Origin of the sequence: Streptomyces bottropensis ATCC 25435 (genome assembly GCF_000383595.1) — a bacterium.
Classification (GTDB): Bacteria; Actinomycetota; Actinomycetes; order Streptomycetales; family Streptomycetaceae; genus Streptomyces; species Streptomyces bottropensis.
Window position 1 is genome coordinate 1,848,044 of record NZ_KB911581.1, and the last position, 12,521, is coordinate 1,860,564.

Genomic DNA, 12,521 nt, shown 5'->3' on the forward strand with positions numbered 1-12,521 from the left:
ACATCATTGCACGCATCGACGCGGCGCGGCAGGGGGACCTTTCACAGGTAGGGGACGACGAGGGGAAGCGGACACAGTGGTTCGTAGCACTCTTGTGGCAGGACGAGGACCGAACCAGGAGGGATCGGGCATTACCTTTTCTTTACAATCTGTGGGGATGGGTCTCCATACCCCTGGGGAGGACGATCACGGTGAACAGGACCACGGCGTACGCGACCACTTCGGGCATCGCCATGCCCAAGCAGCCCGTCGTACCGGCCGGTGAGGCGTGCGGCCCGTTCCCGAGGGCGGTCGTCCGCGACCTCAGGGAGCGTGCCGGGCGCAGCCCGCACGGACTGTCCTTCGGCCCGCAGGACCTGGTGGTGGTGACCGGGCTCCCCGGCAGCGGCAAGTCGACACTGATGCGGCGGAGCGTGCCGGGCGTGCGGATCGACTCCCAGGACACCCGCGACCGGTTCGACGCGCGCTTCGCCCGCCACCTGCCGTACGCGGCCTACCGGCCCTTCGTGCGCCTCGCCCACTACGCGGGGCTGCGGCGCGCCCTGCGCTCGGGGGAGGGCGTCGTCGTGCACGACTGCGGGGCGCAGGCATGGGTACGAAGCTGGCTCGCCCGGGAGGCCAGGAGGCGGGGCGGCACCCTGCATCTGCTGCTGCTCGACGTGACACCCGGCGAGGCGCGGGACGGGCAGCGGGAGCGGGGGCGAGGGGTGTCGCGGTACGCGTTCGCGCGGCACCGGGGTGCCATGACCAGACTGCTGCGGGGGGTCGAGGAGGGACGGCTGCCGCAGGGGTGCGGGGCGGCGGTGCTCCTCGACCGGGCGGCGGCGGACGTCCTGAAGCGGATCGACTTCGTGGGGTAGCGGGGCGCCCCGGAGGGGCGCGCCCCCGGCCCGGAAGCAATTAAGGTGCAGGGACAACAGCATCACGGAGCAAAGCGGTAGGCAGCAGATGGACTTCCCGGCGGACTTTCCGGCACAGGCGCATCCCCACGGGCACGGCGGGTGGCCCGGCAACGAGCTGGAGGAGGTGCTGTCCGCGTCGCTCGGCGTGCCCCAGGCCGGGGCGCGGATCGTGGAGGTGCTGGCCCGCAGCTTCGTCTGGGTGCCGCTGCCGGAGGGCGGCGGCCCGCAGAGCGGTCAGCTCGATCTGCCCACGATGGAGTTCGACGGCCAGGCGTACGTGCCGGTCTTCACCTCCGAGGAGCAGTTCCGCCAGGTCGTCGGCCACCACATGTCGTTCACGATCGCCCCGGCCGTCGAGTTCGCGCGCGGTCTGCCTCCGCAGATCGGCCTCGCCCTGAACCCGGACGGCGTCGTGGGCATGCCCTTGCCGCCGCCCGCCGTGGCCGAGCTGTGCCGGGCCGGACGGACCCCGCTGGACGGCACGGCGAACGGTGCCCGCGTCCGTCTCTTCGAACCGGACTGGCAGGACGACCCCGTGGACTTCCTCGCGGCCGCCTCCGCCGAGTTCGCCGCGACCGGGGTGGTCCTCTCCGCCCGCCGCTGCCTCGCCACCATCGAGACCGCCGCCCCCGTCATGTTCATCGGCGTCGAACTGGCTTCCTGGGAGGCCGACCGCGGCCTCCCCCTGGCCGCCCTCGGCAGGGCCCTGGCCAGGACGCCGGTTCCCTGGCCGGTCAACATGGTCTTCCTGGACGTCGCCCAGGACCCGGTGGGGGACTGGCTCCGCGAGAAGGTACGGCCGTTCTACCAACAGGGCTACTGATCAGTGCTTCTCGAAGGGGCGCGGGGCAGTGACATCACGCGGCTCCGCCGCGTGGGCGCGACCAGCCACGACGCGCCCGCCCTCCGTGACGCACGACAACCCCCGAGCCCTGACCGGCTCAACCCGCACACCACCTAAGCTGTTTCCCACCACCAGGGTCCACCACCCATCACGGTCCACATCGAAGGGCGGCCAACGTGAGCGCGAGCGGCAGCCGCATCGCCACCGGGCAGGTCGAGCACATGCTGCGGCAGGTGACGCCCGGGCGTTACGACGCCTACGAGGCGCTGCTGCGTGCCCTCGCCACCCCGTCCTCCGGCCAGATCTGGATGCTGCTCTGGCACGGCCAGGGCGGCTCCCCGGACGCGCAGTACGGGAACATGGAGGTCGAAGGGTTCAACTACGCCCCGTGCGTGACCTCCGCCCAGGAGCTCTCCGCCAGTGGCTGGAACCGCAGTTACGAGGTGGTCGACGGCCTCGACGTGGCCCGCACCCTCTACCCCGACCACTACGGCCTCTGGCTGAACCCGCACGCCCCGGGCGGCGGCGTCGGCATCCCCTGGCTCGACCTGCGCCGGATCGCCACGGGCCTGGAGCGGCAGCCCGCCGGCCCGCTCCGGCTGTCCGAGCCGGCCATCGAGATCCCCCAGTTCTACGGCCTGCTGACCCAGAACGCGCACCGCACGCCCGCCGTGCGCTCGCTGCGCCGCGCCTGGGTGCAGCCCGCGCTCGGCGCGCCGTACCTGGCCATCGGCCTCGACGTGTACGACACCTCGCCGCCGGCCGTCGACTCGGTGCGCGCGATGATGCAGCAGTCCATCGGCGCCGTCCCGGACGGTCTGCCCGTCTCCACCGTCGCGATGTCCGACGAGTACGACCCGGTCGCCATGTGGCTGCGCGCCGGCGCCCGCCCGTTCTACGACCGCGAGGCCCACGCGGCCCCGGCACAGGCCCCGGCGGCGGGCGGCTACGGCTATCCGAGCCGGTACTGAACCGCCGCGCCCACGACTCTCCACCGCACCCACCGCTCAACAGAGCGTCACGTCCGGATAGCGGAACCCCGCTGGCCACATCACGGTTGCGCATACATTCGCCGTCGGGTCTGGTGCCTGATCGCGCGGCCGTTGAAGACTCCCCCAGAGCGATGGGGGGATCCGGCGAACGCGCTGTTCACGCGGTGAAGTTCGATGCCGTACCTCTCCCTCGTACCCAGCAGTAGTCACAGAGCAGACGAAAGAGCAGTGGTGACGGACCGCACCGCAGACCCGGGCGGCCGCCAGGCACAGTCGGCAACCACCGGCACGGGCAAGCACGAGGGACGATGACCGCACCCATTGAGACGACCGGATCGCAGGCCGAGGCACAGCCCGAAGCCGTGCTGGAAGGCGTCGAGGCCAAGAAGATCGAGGGCCGTTCGCTCGGCCAGATCGCCTGGACCCGCTTCAAGCGCGACAAGGTGGCGGTCGCCGGCGGTCTCATCGTCGTCCTGCTGATCCTGATCGCGGTCCTCTCCCGGCCGCTGCAGTCGCTGCTGGGGCTCGACCCCAACGCGTTCAACCAGGACCTGATCGATCCCAACACCTCGCTCCCCCAGGGCGATTTCGGCGGGATGAGCTGGGACCACCCGCTCGGTGTCGAGCCGAAGTTCGGCCGCGACATCCTCGCCCGCATCCTGGAGGGCTCCTGGGTCTCCCTGGTCGTGGCCTTCGGCGCGACGATCCTGTCGAACGCCATCGGCGTGGTGCTGGGCCTGGTCGCCGGCTACTACGGCGGCCGGGTCGACACGGTCGTGAGCCGGCTGATGGACACCTTCCTGGCGTTCCCCCTGCTGCTCTTCGCGATCGCCATCTCCGCGACGCTGCAGGGCGGCGCCTTCGGTCTCGAAGGACTGCCGCTGCACATCTCGGTGCTGATCTTCGTCATCGGTTTCTTCAACTGGCCGTACATGGGGCGCATCGTGCGCGGTCAGACCCTGGCGCTGCGCGAGAGGGAGTTCATCGACGCCTCGCGCGGGATGGGCGCAGGCGGCCCGTACGTCCTGTTCAAGGAACTGCTGCCCAACCTCGTCGCGCCGATCATCGTCTACTCGACCCTGCTCATCCCGACGAACATCATCTTCGAGGCGTCGCTCAGCTTCCTCGGTGTCGGGATCCAGCCGCCGCAGGCCTCCTGGGGCGGCATGCTCAACCAGGCTGTCGACTTCTTCGAGGTCGACCCGCAGTACATGATCGTTCCCGGCCTCGCGATCTTCATCACGGTGCTGGCCTTCAACCTCCTCGGTGACGGCCTCCGGGACGCCCTCGACCCCCGCAGCCGCTGACGTCTGCGACCGCGGCCCGGTTGTGGCCCTAAGTCCCACTCAACTGTCCAACTACGAAGGGGAAACCGACCATCATGCGAAGGTCAGCAATGGCCGCTGTCGCGGTTGTGAGCAGCGCCGGCCTGCTTCTGTCCGCCTGCAGCAAGGCGGACGACGGCACGGATGACGCCCCCAAGGGAGCCGGCGCCAACGCCGCGACCAAGGGTGTCGTGAACGAGTCCACGGCGAAGGGCGGCACGGTCACCTACGCCAGCTCCGACGCCCCCGAGTCCCTCGACCCGGGCAACATGTACTACGCGTACGGCTTCAACTTCAGCCGCCTCTACGCGCGTCCGCTGATGACCTTCAAGCCCGGCCCGGGTGAGAAGGGCAACGAGCTGGTCCCGGACCTCGCCGAGAGCGCGGGCACGCCCAGCGACGGCGGCAAGACCTGGACGTACAAGATCCGCCAGGGCGTCAAATTCGAGGACGGCACCGTCGTCACCTCGAAGGACGTCAAGTACGCGGTCGAGCGCTCGAACTTCGCGCGTGACGTGCTCTCCTCGGGCCCCAACTACTTCCAGCAGCTGCTTGACGGCGGGGACAAGTACAAGGGCCCGTACAAGGACAAGAACGAGGCGGGCATCTCGTCCCTGGAGACGCCGGACGACAACACCATCGTCTTCAAGCTCAACAAGCCCTTCGCCGACTTCGACTACCTGGCGAGCATGCCGCAGACGGCCCCGGTGCCGAAGGCCAAGGACACCGGTGTCGACTACACCAAGAAGGTCGTCTCCACCGGCTCGTACAAGTTCCAGAAGTACGACGAGGGCAAGCAGATAGTCCTGGTGCGCAACCCGGAGTGGGACGCCAAGACGGACCCGCTGCGCAAGCAGTACCCGGAAAAGATCGTGGTGAACCTGAAGGTCAACAAGGCCACCATCGACAAGGACGTCATGTCCGGCGACACCATGATCGACATCCAGGGCACCGGTGTCGACGCCCAGACCCAGGCCCAGGTCCTCAAGGACAAGGACCAGCTGGCCAACACGGACAACGCGCTCGGCGGCCGTCTCGTCTACACGGCGATCAACACCAAGGTGGCGCCGTTCGACAACGTCGAGTGCCGCAAGGCCGTGCAGTACGCGATCGACAAGACCGCCGTGCAGACCGCCATGGGCGGCCCGATCCGCGGTGACATCGCCTCCACCGTCCTGCCCACCGACGTCTCGGGCTACGAGAAGGCCGACACGTACGCCACCCCGGACAACAAGGGTGACGTCGCCAAGGCCAAGGAGAGCCTGAAGGCCTGCGGCAAGGAGGGCGGCTTCAAGACCTCCATCTCCGCCCGCACCGACCGTCAGGGCGAGGTCGACGCGGCCACCGCGATCGTCGAGGCGCTGAAGAAGGTCGGCATCGAGGCCGACATCAAGCAGTACCCGTCGGGCAAGTACTTCTCCGACTACGCGGGCGTGCCGAAGTTCAACAAGAAGAACAACATCGGCCTCATCATGATGCAGTGGGGTGCCGACTGGCCGACCGGCTACGGCTTCCTGCAGCAGATCGTGCACGGCAAGGCCATCGGCGAGTCCGGTAACACCAACCTCTCCGAGCTGGACGACCCGGCGATCAACAAGCTGCTGGACGACGCGATCGGCAACACGGACGAGGCCGCCCGCACCGCCGCGTACACCGAGGTCGACAAGAAGGTCATGGAGCAGGCCGCCATCGTGCCCCTGACCTACTTCAAGGTCCTGCTGTACCGCTCGCCGTACGCCACCAACCTGGTGTCGTCCTCGGCCTTCAGCGGTCAGTACGACTACCTCAACATCGGTGTCAAGGAAAAGAAGTAGCCCCGGAAGGCAGGTGAAGGCATTGGCGCCCGCGGGTGAGCACACCCGCGGGCGCCGGCGCCGGTCCTCGTGATCTCGTACATCATCCGCCGGACGATCGCGGCGGTGATCCTGCTGCTCGTCGTCACCGCGGTCACCTTCGGCATCTTCTTCATCCTGCCGAAACTCGCCGGGCAGACCGCCGACCAGCTGGCACAGCAGTACATCGGCAAGAACCCCTCGCCCGCGGACATCGCGGCGGTCAAGCGGAACCTCGGCCTGGACCAGCCGGTCTACGAGCAGTACTGGAACTTCATCAAGGGCATTGTCTCCGGTGCCACGTACGACCTGGGGCCCACCACGGTCCGCTGTGACGCCCCCTGCTTCGGCTACTCCTTCAAGGACCACCTGGAGGTCTGGCCGCAGCTCACCAGCCGGCTGCCGGTGACCATCTCGCTCGCCTCCGGCGCCGCGGTGCTGTGGCTGCTGGGCGGTATCACGGCCGGTGTCATCTCGGCCCTGAAGCCCGGCTCGTTCTTCGACCGGGCCGCCATGGGCGTGGCGCTCGCGGGCGTCTCCCTGCCGATGTTCTTCACCGGCCAGCTCGCCCTGCTGCTGTTCAGCTACCAGCTGGAGATCTTCGGCCGGACGTACGTCCCCTTCACCGAGAACCCCTCGCAGTGGGCCAACACCCTCTTCCTGCCGTGGTGCTCGCTCGCGCTCCTCTATTCGGCCATCTACGCCCGGCTCACCCGCTCGGGCATGCTGGAGACGATGAACGAGGACTACATCCGCACCGCGCGGGCCAAGGGTCTGCGCGAGGGCAAGGTGGTCGTCAAGCACGGTCTGCGCGCCGCGCTGACCCCGCTGGTGACGGTCTTCGGCATGGACGTCGGTCTGCTCCTCGGCGGCGCCCTCATCACCGAGACCGTGTTCTCCCTGCACGGCATCGGCGAGTACGCGGTCCAGTCGATCAGCGCCAACGACCTGCCCCCGATCCTCGGGGTGACCCTGCTCGCGGCGTTCTTCGTCGTCTTCATGAACCTTGTGGTGGACCTGCTGTACGCCACGATCGACCCGCGGGTGAGGCTCTCGTGACCGAACTGTCCAAGACCGGGGCCGCCGTGGGCGAGCCCGCACGTGCCGGGGACGCCCCCACGGCGTTCCTCGAAGTGCGCGACCTCAAGGTGCACTTCCCCACCGACGACGGCCTGGTCAAGTCCGTCGACGGCCTCTCCTTCCAGCTGGAGAAGGGCAAGACCCTCGGCATCGTGGGCGAGTCCGGCTCCGGCAAGTCGGTGACCTCGCTGGCGATCATGGGCCTGCACCGGCTCGGCGCGCGCGGCAAGAACGTGCAGATGTCCGGCGAGATCTGGCTCGACGGCAAGGAACTCGTCGGGGCGAGCCCCGACGAGGTGCGCCGGCTGCGCGGCCGCGACATGGCGATGATCTTCCAGGACCCGCTGTCCGCGATGCACCCGTACTACAGGGTCGGCAGCCAGATCGTCGAGGCGTACCGGGTCCACCACGACGTCAGCAAGAAGGTCGCGCGCAAGCGCGCCATCGAACTCCTCGACCGCGTCGGCATCCCGGAGCCCCACAAGCGGGTCGACGGCTACCCGCACGAGTTCTCCGGCGGTATGCGCCAGCGCGCCATGATCGCCATGGCCCTGGTCAACAACCCCGAACTGCTGATCGCCGACGAGCCCACGACCGCCCTGGACGTCACCGTCCAGGCGCAGATCCTGGACCTCATCCGCGACCTGCAGAAGGAGTTCGGCTCCGCGGTCATCATCATCACGCACGATCTCGGCGTGGTCGCCGAGATCGCCGACGACATCCTCGTGATGTACGGCGGCCGCTGCGTGGAGCGCGGCCCGGTCGACGACATCTTCTACGGACCGCAGCACCCCTACACCTGGGGCCTGCTCGGCTCGATGCCGCGCATCGACCGCGCCCAGACCGACCGGCTCATCCCGGTCAAGGGCCAGCCGCCGAGCCTCATCAACGTCCCCTCGGGCTGCGCCTTCAACCCGCGCTGCCCGTACGCGGACCTCCCCAAGGACAACATCACCCGCACCGAGCGCCCCGAGTTGCGCGAGGTCGGCGGCCGGCACTTCACCGCCTGCCACCTGTCGCAGGAGGACCGTACGCGGATCTGGACCGAAGAGATTGCGCCGAAGCTGTGAGCGAGACTGAGACCCGGGCCGCCGTGCCGGCCCCGCGCACCGATGCCGACGCCGACGAGAAACCGCTGCTCAGGGTCGAGGGCCTGGTCAAGCACTTCCCCATCAAGAAGGGCCTGCTCCAGCGGCAGGTCGGGGCGGTCAAGGCCGTCGACGGCATCGACTTCGAGGTGCGCCGGGGCGAGACCCTGGGCGTGGTCGGGGAGTCCGGCTGCGGCAAGTCGACCATGGGCCGGCTCATCACCCGCCTGCTGGAACCGTCCGGCGGCAAGGTCGAGTTCGACGGCACGGACATCACGCACCTCAAGACGGCCGGGATGCGTCCGCTGCGCCGCGACATCCAGATGATCTTCCAGGACCCGTACGGCTCGCTGAACCCCCGCCACACCATCGGCACCATCGTCTCGGCGCCGTTCAAGCTCCAGGGCGTCGCGCCCGAGGGCGGGGTGAAGAAGGAGGTCCAGCGTCTCCTGGAGCTGGTGGGCCTGAGCCCCGAGCACTACAATCGCTACCCGCACGAATTCTCCGGCGGCCAGCGCCAGCGCATCGGCATCGCCCGCGCGCTCGCCCTCAAGCCCCGGATGGTCGTCGCGGACGAGCCGGTCTCCGCGCTCGACGTGTCCATCCAGGCGCAGGTCGTCAACCTCATGGACGACCTGCAGGACGAGCTCGGCCTGACGTACGTGATCATCGCGCACGACCTCTCCGTCGTCCGTCACGTCTCCGACCGCATCGCCGTGATGTACCTCGGCAAGATCGTGGAGCTGGCCGACCGGGACTCCCTGTACGCGGCGCCGATGCACCCGTACACCAAGGCGCTGCTCTCGGCCGTGCCCATCCCGGACCCGGCGCGCCGCAGCGCCAAGAGCGAGCGCATCCTGCTCAAGGGCGACGTGCCCTCGCCGATCGCGCCGCCGAGCGGCTGCCGCTTCCACACCCGGTGCTGGAAGGCCACGCAGGTCTGCACGACCACCGAGCCGCCGCTGGCCGAGCTGAAGCCGGGGCAGCGGGTCGCCTGTCACCACCCCGAGAACTTCGAGGACCAGCAGCCCCAGGACGTGGTCCTGTTGACGGCCGCGAAGGAGGCGGCCGAGCTGGTACCGGACGCGGTGAAGAAGACGGAGGCGCCCGCGGTGTCGGAGGTTCCCGCGGAGCCGGAGGTTCCCGCGGTGTCGGAGACGTCCGGCGATCCCGAGCCGCCGGTCGCGACGCAACCGCCTGCGGAGACCAAGGTCGCCAAGGAACCGGAAGCCGCCGAGACACCGGAAGCCGCCAAGGAACCGGAAGCCGCCAAGGAATCCGACGACAAGTAAGTGAAATCGAGCCCCCGCCTTGCAATGTAAGGCGGGGGCTCGTCGTTGCGTCACAATATAGGGGTGTCTCCCTATCCGCTCGATCTGATCGGCATCTTCGTCTTCGCGATCTCCGGCGCCCTGCTGGCCGTCCGCAAGAACTTCGACGTGTTCGGCATCGCCGTCCTCGCCGAGGTGACCGCTCTCGGCGGCGGGCTGTTCCGGGACCTGGTCATCGGCGCCGTACCGCCGGCCGCCTTCACCGATCTCGGCTACTTCTTCACCCCGCTGCTCGCCGCCCTCCTCGTCTTCTTCCTCCACCCGCACGTGGAGCGCATCCAGTCCGGGGTCAACGTCTTCGACGCGGCCGGCCTCGGCCTGTTCTGCGTCGCGGGCACGACGAAGGCGCACGCGTACGGACTCGGGCTCACCGCCTCCGTGGTCCTCGGCCTCGCCACCGCGGTCGGCGGCGGTGTGCTGAGGGACGTCCTCGCCAACGAGGTGCCCTCGCTGCTGCGCTGGGACCGGGACCTGTACGCCGTCCCCGCGATGGTCGGCGCCGGGATGGTCGTCCTGTGCATCAGCCTGGACGCCCTGAACCCCTTCACCTCGGCCCTCGCCGCGATCACGGCCTTCGTGCTGCGACTGCTGGCGATGCGGTACCACTGGCGGGCCCCGCGCGCGTGGAACCGGCGGTCGGCGGCCGTCGAGGAGGCGTGAGGTTCTGTGGGCTGAGGGTCTGAGGGGCTGCGGGGCCGAGGCATAAAGCTACCGCTTAGTAATCGCCTGTTGTACGGTTCATCCATGCCCGAAGCAGCTTCCGTACAGGCCACCATCGGCGACAGCGAGTTCGACCGGGACACCGCGGTCACCCGGCGGTCGCCCGGCGTCTACGACGTCGACCTCTCCGCCGGCTGGACGATCATCGGCGCCGTCAACGGCGGCTATCTCCTCGCCGTCCTCGGCCGCGCCCTCGCCGAGGCACTGCCGCACGGCGACCCGTTCACGATCTCCGCGCACTACCTGACCGCCTCCCAACCGGGACCGGCGGTCGTCCGCACGGACGTCGTACGCACCGGCCGGACCCTGTCGACCGGCCAGGCCTCCCTCTTCCAGTACGACCCCGAGGGCCGCGAGGTCGAGCGGATCCGCGTCCTCGCCTCCTACGGCGACCTGGACGCCCTCCCGGACGACGTCCGTACGACGGCGAAGCCGCCCGCGATCCCGCCGATCGAGGAGTGCTTCGGCCCGCAGGACGCGCCCGGTCCCGTCCCCGGCGGCTCCGCGATCGCCGATCGGCTGTTCCTGAAGCTGGACCCCGCGACCCTCGGCTGGGCGCTCGGCGCGCCCTCCGGCAAGGGGGAGATGCGGTCGTGGTTCGGGCTCGCCGACGGCCGTGATCCCGACCCGTTCTCCCTGCTCCTCGCGGTGGACGCGCTGCCGCCGACCGCGTTCGAGATGGGGCTCAAGGGCTGGGTCCCGACGGTCGAACTGACCGTCCACGTCCGGTGCCGCCCGGCGCCGGGCCCGCTCCGCGTCGCCATCTCCACCCGCAACCTCGCCGGCGGCTTCCTGGAGGAGGATGCCGAGGTCTGGGACAGCGCGGACCGGCTGGTCGCGCAGTCCCGTCAACTGGCGCGCGCCAGGCTGACGGACTGACGGACCGAGACCCGTGCCGCGGCCTGGACGCGGTGGTCGGCCGAGCCGGGAGGCGTCGGTCCCGGCGTCGGCGTCCCGGGGCAGGTGACAGACAGCAGGCGGACAGAGGGGCGCGCCCCTCTGTCCGCCTGCCGTGGAGAATCAGTCCAGCCAGTGGCGACAGCCGATGCTGATCAGCCGCATACGGCGGCTCGCCAGCCGGGTCACCCGGGCGCGCTCCTCCTCCGGCTGGTCCCGGGCCGCCAGGAACAGCGAGGCGGTCACCAGCATCTGATCGACGTACAGGCCCGCGAGCATCAGCCGGTCGTCGTCGGTCCACCCCTCGGTCTCCGGCCGCTTGGCCAGCTCGGTCCGTACCTCTTCGGCGAACCGGGCCAGTTGCCCCTGGATGGCGTCCCGCACCGGCTGGACCCCGCTGTGCCGTTCGCGCGCGATGAATCTGACGTGTGCGGGGTACGCGTCCACATGGCGGGCGATCAGATCGACGGCCCTCTCGATGAGTTCGTCGCTGTCGCCCACCGCCGACATCAGGTCACCGAGCACAGGGTGCAGACTGCCGAGCACCTCCTCGACCAGCGCGACACCGAGGTCCGCGGTCGAGCGGAAGTGCCGGTAGAACGCGGTGGGTGCGACGCCCACGGCCCGGGTGACCTCGCGCAGTCCGAGGCTGCTGAGGCTCTGTTCCTCCAGCAGACCGAGCGCGGCGTCCATGAGCGCCTGCCGGGTCCTCTGCTTCTGGACCTGCCGGATGCCGAGCGTGTGACTCATGCCATGCAGTCAACAACTGTTCTCCGTAAATGCAAAGCCGGGCGACGCGCTAGACTTGGTAGTCAGTGAACAGTTGTAACCACAACCGTTCACCTGGGTGTCACCGAAACGTCCGGACCGACGAACCGAAACGAGAGGCGGATCCGCCATGTTGTTCCTGGTCGCCGCACTACTGCTGCTGGGTGTCGTCCTCGGCACCGTCGCCCATGTGCCGATGGCCGTCTCGTCCGCCCTGGCCGCCGGCATCGCCCTGTGGCTGGCGGTGTTCGCGTACCGCGAGCGCCACGCCCGCCGCGACCGCGCCACCGACTGACCGTTCGCCATCGCTCGACCGTCGCCACCGGACGGCCACGCATCACTCGCGACCGTCCCCGAGAGCCGTAGGGAGCAGACCGACCATGCAACTCACCGCCGCGCGACCGCAGACCGGATCGACCACCACCCGTACCCGTACCCGGGGCCGGGACGCCGACGGCATGGCCGTCGCCTCCTTCGTGCTGGGCCTGTTGGGCCTGCTGGTCCTCAACCTCTTCCTCGGCCCCATCGCCATCGTCCTGGCGGCCGTCGCCCTGAGGCGCGGCACGACCCGACGGGGCCGCGCCTTCCTGGGCCTGGGGCTGGGTGTCGCCGACCTCGTGGTCCTGGCCGCGCTGATGCAGAGCACGGACACGGTGTCCTGGAGCTTCTGAGGCGCGGCCGAGTGCCTTGTCGGCCATGATCCGAGACGCCCCGAGGGCACCCGCACGGAGCCCCGTAGAAT

The 12,521-nt window shown here is 69.4% G+C and carries 13 protein-coding genes; 12 read left to right on the forward strand and 1 reads right to left on the reverse strand.

Annotation, left to right across the window (positions count from 1 at the left end):
* Positions 1 to 191 precede the first annotated feature (191 nt).
* The 10 genes from STRBO_RS0108290 (at position 192) to STRBO_RS0108335 (ending at position 10,993) form a co-directional block, all read left to right on the forward strand.
* The gene (locus STRBO_RS0108290) at positions 192 to 860 is read left to right on the forward strand and encodes an AAA family ATPase (protein ID WP_005480040.1); all 669 of its coding nucleotides are present in this window, start codon (positions 192 to 194) and stop codon (positions 858 to 860) included.
* 88 nt (positions 861 to 948) lie between these two features.
* Entirely contained in the window at positions 949 to 1,725 is a 777-nt protein-coding gene (locus tag STRBO_RS0108295) for an enhanced serine sensitivity protein SseB (protein ID WP_005480038.1), read from the forward strand.
* A gap of 197 nt (positions 1,726 to 1,922) precedes the next feature.
* Complete coding sequence (locus STRBO_RS0108300; RefSeq protein WP_005480035.1) at positions 1,923 to 2,717, forward strand: enhanced serine sensitivity protein SseB C-terminal domain-containing protein; 795 nt, start codon at positions 1,923 to 1,925, stop codon at positions 2,715 to 2,717.
* Positions 2,718 to 3,046: 329 nt separating this feature from the next.
* The gene (locus tag STRBO_RS0108305) at positions 3,047 to 4,045 is read left to right on the forward strand and encodes an ABC transporter permease (RefSeq protein WP_005480031.1); all 999 of its coding nucleotides are present in this window, start codon (positions 3,047 to 3,049) and stop codon (positions 4,043 to 4,045) included.
* A 74-nt stretch (positions 4,046 to 4,119) separates the two neighbouring features.
* On the forward strand, positions 4,120 to 5,877 hold the full coding sequence (locus STRBO_RS0108310) for an ABC transporter substrate-binding protein (protein ID WP_028796542.1): 1,758 nt from the start codon (positions 4,120 to 4,122) through the stop codon (positions 5,875 to 5,877).
* A 69-nt stretch (positions 5,878 to 5,946) separates the two neighbouring features.
* A complete protein-coding gene (locus STRBO_RS0108315; RefSeq protein WP_005480028.1) occupies positions 5,947 to 6,954 on the forward strand; it encodes an ABC transporter permease in 1,008 nt (335 codons plus the stop codon).
* On the forward strand, positions 6,951 to 8,045 hold the full coding sequence (locus STRBO_RS0108320) for an ABC transporter ATP-binding protein (protein WP_005480026.1): 1,095 nt from the start codon (positions 6,951 to 6,953) through the stop codon (positions 8,043 to 8,045). The genes STRBO_RS0108315 and STRBO_RS0108320 overlap by 4 nt, the downstream gene beginning before the upstream one ends.
* On the forward strand, positions 8,042 to 9,355 hold the full coding sequence (locus STRBO_RS0108325; protein WP_005480024.1) for an ABC transporter ATP-binding protein: 1,314 nt from the start codon (positions 8,042 to 8,044) through the stop codon (positions 9,353 to 9,355). The genes STRBO_RS0108320 and STRBO_RS0108325 overlap by 4 nt, the downstream gene beginning before the upstream one ends.
* A 63-nt stretch (positions 9,356 to 9,418) precedes the next feature.
* The gene (locus STRBO_RS0108330; protein ID WP_005480022.1) at positions 9,419 to 10,054 is read left to right on the forward strand and encodes a trimeric intracellular cation channel family protein; all 636 of its coding nucleotides are present in this window, start codon (positions 9,419 to 9,421) and stop codon (positions 10,052 to 10,054) included.
* Positions 10,055 to 10,138: 84 nt separating this feature from the next.
* Positions 10,139 to 10,993 (forward strand): thioesterase family protein, encoded by an 855-nt coding sequence (locus STRBO_RS0108335; RefSeq protein ID WP_005480020.1) that lies wholly within the window; start codon positions 10,139 to 10,141, stop codon positions 10,991 to 10,993.
* Positions 10,994 to 11,134: 141 nt separating this feature from the next.
* Here the strand turns inward: STRBO_RS0108335 and STRBO_RS0108340 are convergent, their stop codons facing one another.
* The gene (locus tag STRBO_RS0108340) at positions 11,135 to 11,761 is read right to left on the reverse strand and encodes a TetR family transcriptional regulator (protein WP_005480019.1); all 627 of its coding nucleotides are present in this window, start codon (positions 11,759 to 11,761) and stop codon (positions 11,135 to 11,137) included.
* Positions 11,762 to 11,909: 148 nt separating this feature from the next.
* Here STRBO_RS0108340 and STRBO_RS43695 point away from each other — a divergent pair, with 148 nt between their 5' ends.
* Positions 11,910 to 12,074: a hypothetical protein gene (locus tag STRBO_RS43695; protein ID WP_005480018.1), complete on the forward strand. Its 165-nt coding sequence runs from the start codon at positions 11,910 to 11,912 to the stop codon at positions 12,072 to 12,074.
* Between the two features lie 85 nt (positions 12,075 to 12,159).
* Positions 12,160 to 12,450: a hypothetical protein gene (locus STRBO_RS0108350; protein ID WP_005480017.1), complete on the forward strand. Its 291-nt coding sequence runs from the start codon at positions 12,160 to 12,162 to the stop codon at positions 12,448 to 12,450.
* The last annotated feature ends 71 nt before the right edge of the window (positions 12,451 to 12,521 follow it).